This window comes from Bacillus sp. MMSF_3353 (assembly GCF_030733445.1).
Taxonomy (GTDB): domain Bacteria; phylum Bacillota; class Bacilli; order Bacillales; family Bacillaceae_G; genus Bacillus_A; species Bacillus_A wiedmannii.
Genome location: NZ_JASHJA010000078.1, coordinates 1 through 3465 on the forward strand (window position 1 = coordinate 1; position 3465 = coordinate 3465).

The window sequence follows — 3465 nt, forward strand, 5'->3', positions numbered from 1 at the left end:
AATAAATTGTTTGAAAGATTTTTTAGGGGTGATAAGGCAAGAAAAGATGATCAAGGAAATGGACTGGGACTTGCTATCTCAAAAAGAATTGTTGAACTTCATAATGGTAATATACATGCAGAATATAAAGACGGCTGGATGTCTTTTATTGTTGAACATCCAATCAAATAGACTGGCTTATGGAATGACAGGTTCCATAAGCTTTTTTTATAAAACTTAAGAATTCTTAAGGATTTTACAGGGTGTTTCCTAATTCTTATAGTTTATCATGTATGTATTCAAAGCGATGAGGTGAGTGGAGAAATTAAAATAAAATTTTCTTTACAGCTTTCAATTGGATACATCGTGACAGCCTTATGGAAAAGGTAGATGCAACATGACTATTTTGTTAGTAGCAAATATGAATAGCAACTTATTTTAAAGAAATGAAAAAACAAACATAGGAGGATATATATGACGAAACCAGTTGTAGACGTAAAAAACGTCCAAAAAGTGTACGGTAAAAAAGGTGAGAACCAATCACACGCGTTAAAAGGTGTTTCATTCTCAATTCAAGGAGGTGAGTTTGTCGGAATTATGGGACCATCTGGTTCTGGTAAAACGACATTATTAAATGTAATTTCAACGTTAGATAAAGCAACGGGCGGCGTTGTTGAAATTGCAGGAACAGATATTACGAAAATGAAACAAGGTGAGCTTTCTGATTTCCGTTCACAAAAGTTAGGATTCATTTTCCAAGACTTTAACTTATTGGAGAACTTATCTATTTACGAAAACATCGCTCTTCCACTTTCCCTACAAGGTGTTTCATCACGAAATATTGGACAGAAAGTAGAAAAAGTAGCTGATATGTTAGGCATTTCAGCAATACTTCAAAAGTATCCTTCTGAAGTATCTGGTGGACAAAAGCAACGTTCCGCCGCAGCACGTGCGTTAGTTCATGAACCAGCAATTATTTTAGGAGACGAGCCGACTGGAGCTCTAGATTCTAAAAATGCAACGAGTTTACTGGATGCCATGACAAACTTAAATACAGAACAAGGTGTGTCTATTATGATGGTTACGCACGATCCGTATAGTGCTAGTTACTGTCAACGTATTTTATTCATTCAAGATGGTGAGCTCTATAAAGAAATTCATCGTGGTGGTACCCGTGAAAAGTTTTATAAAGAAATTTTAGACGTGCTGGCAGACTTAGGCACTCAAAAAGGATAAGGAAGGACGTTCAAGTATGTTATTTAAAATTTCCATGTCAGGACTAAAAAGTAAGTTGCAAGACTATATTGTCTTACTTATGGGTCTTATTATATCTATTTCAATTTTCTATATGTTCCAAACGCTAGCACAAAATAAAGCATTTCTTGAATCTAATTCAAATGTAGCTGCTATTGTATTTGCATTTCAAATTGGTTCGGTTTTACTAGCAATCATAACGTTCTTCTATATTTTATATGCAAATTCTTTCTTATTATCCCTTCGCCAAAAAGAGTTTGGGATGTATATGATGTTAGGAGCAAAAAAGCATAAAGTTACACTACTTATGTTTATTGAAACAATCGTATTAGGCGCAGCGTCTCTTGTGATCGGAATTACAATTGGTGTGGGACTAGCAGACGTTATCGGTCAGTTATTGATGAAACAGTTGGAGTTTTCTGGTGAGGGGTATCAAGCATTTTATATTCCGTCTATGACTGTTACTTGCATCTTCTTTTTTGTCTTATTTGTACTATCAGCCATCATGAATAGTATGAAATTGTCACGTATTTCTGTTTTGCAACTTGTACATGCAGATGAACAAACAGAACGTGTCGCAGTAAAAGGGAAAATGACAGCTGTAGTTGCATTCCTTGGTTTACTTTTACTAGGTATTGGTTATACATCACTGATCTATATATCACAGCTACAAGGAGAAGATATAATAAGCATTCCTACATTCATGGCTATTGGATTAATCACAGCTACAGTTGGTACGTACATGCTATTTGGATCCCTTCTCCCCGTTATGATGAAAAAGGTACATAGTAATAAAAAACGTAGGGAAAAAGGGCTGAATGCTTTTACTTTTGCGCAATTAAACTTCCGTATGAACAGTCTAACAAACGTGCTGGCAACGGTAGCAATCTTAGTAGCTCTTGGAGCTGGTGGAATTGCTTGTGGTATGGCATTTAAAAACAATGTTCTAAAACAGACTGATAAAGGAACCATTTATGATTCGGTAGTTCATAATCCAACAGTGGAAGAAAAGAAATTGTTAGACGGTATTCCATTTAAAGAGCAACTTGAATATCGCTACAAGGTGGATGATACGTATGTGTATTATATAAAAGAAGAGTTAGAGAATAATCGTCCTTTAGTAAAAGATAGAAAAAATGAGAAGACAATGAAAGTTTCAGAAAAAATCCCCATGAATGCATTTGCATTGTCAAGACAATGGGGTAAAGATGATGGAAAACCAAAACAATGGAGCGATGCTTTCCAAACAATTCAACCAAAGTATATGTATCCGAATCATGAAGTGAAAATTGTCAATCAAAACATATACGATAATATGAAAGGTACAGAAAATAAAGTATTTATTGGTAAGGCAGATAATTTCGGCACATACGTAAAAGAATGGAAAAAACTTGATGAATTACATGTAGTTAAATATAAAGATGTGAAAGCAGAAGAACTGGGTAGTAAGTATCAAACATATAAGTCGAACCAAAGTCTTTCTAGCGGACTCATGTTTATGGGCTTTTTCGTTGGAATTGCGTTCTTAGCAATGATGGCAAGTTGTCTGATGTTTAAAGTTCTGTCTGGTGCATCCAAAGATTGTACACGTTATCAAATGCTTCGTAAAATCGGTGTTCGCCGAGAGTTATTAACACAATCGATTTATAAAGAGTTATTCTTTGTATTCTTAGTCCCAGCAATTGTGGGTATTGTTCACGTATTAGTTGGTATGAACATGTTCGGTCCGCTTTTGATTGATCCGTATTTTCGAATTTGGTTGCCACTTGTCATTTTCGTAGTAATTTACTTAATTTACTACTTGATTACAGTTCAATTGTATAAAAGAATTGTACTTCCGAAAGAAAAATAGTTTTACAAAACATACAAAATGTTAAACTCAAAAAAACCAGTGATATCCTACACATGTACTAGTATCACTGGTTTTTTATATGGAAATTTGATGGTCAATTTGACAAATTATAAAAAATTACAAGCTCAGTTTTACATCTTCCCAACGATATTTTTGTAAAATTATCTTTCTTTTCCCTCTGTTTGATTGGCTTGGAACTCCATTTTTAACGCAATACTATCCCCTTGGAACACGTTCTGATCTGTGCCGTTGTCTTCAAATACAAACTTTATCCAAAACCAATCCATTTTCCCAGGTTTTAACCCCCCTGTTTCAGTCCACTTAGAATGAAATACTTTTTTGGAGACAATCTCTGAACTTTGTGATTTTAGTTCTGCAAG

4 protein-coding genes are annotated in these 3465 nt (G+C 34.6%); 3 read left to right on the forward strand and 1 reads right to left on the reverse strand.

Annotated features, from left to right (window positions below; translation table 11 throughout):
• The 3 genes from RBB48_RS31460 to RBB48_RS31470 all read left to right on the forward strand — a co-directional run.
• Positions 1-171 (forward strand): ATP-binding protein (locus tag RBB48_RS31460; RefSeq protein WP_306008852.1); only part of this gene is annotated, 171 nt, incomplete at its 5' end.
• 282 nt (positions 172-453) lie between these two features.
• Positions 454-1215 (forward strand): ABC transporter ATP-binding protein, encoded by a 762-nt coding sequence (locus RBB48_RS31465; RefSeq protein WP_098374381.1) that lies wholly within the window; start codon positions 454-456, stop codon positions 1213-1215.
• Between the two features lie 16 nt (positions 1216-1231).
• Positions 1232-3085 carry an FtsX-like permease family protein gene (locus RBB48_RS31470; RefSeq protein WP_306008850.1) on the forward strand — a complete coding sequence of 618 codons (1854 nt, stop codon included), beginning with the start codon at positions 1232-1234 and terminating at the stop codon, positions 3083-3085.
• Positions 3086-3246: 161 nt separating this feature from the next.
• Here RBB48_RS31470 and RBB48_RS31475 read toward each other — a convergent pair.
• The coding region (locus RBB48_RS31475; RefSeq protein ID WP_306008851.1) for a TasA family protein at positions 3247-3465 on the reverse strand (219 nt) is incomplete at its 5' end.

Coding starts and splice junctions, on each gene's coding strand:
- RBB48_RS31465 (WP_098374381.1), top strand. CDS start 454: ATGACGAAACCAGTTGTAGACGTAAAAAACGTCCAAAAAGTGTACGGT.
- RBB48_RS31470 (WP_306008850.1), top strand. CDS start 1,232: ATGTTATTTAAAATTTCCATGTCAGGACTAAAAAGTAAGTTGCAAGAC.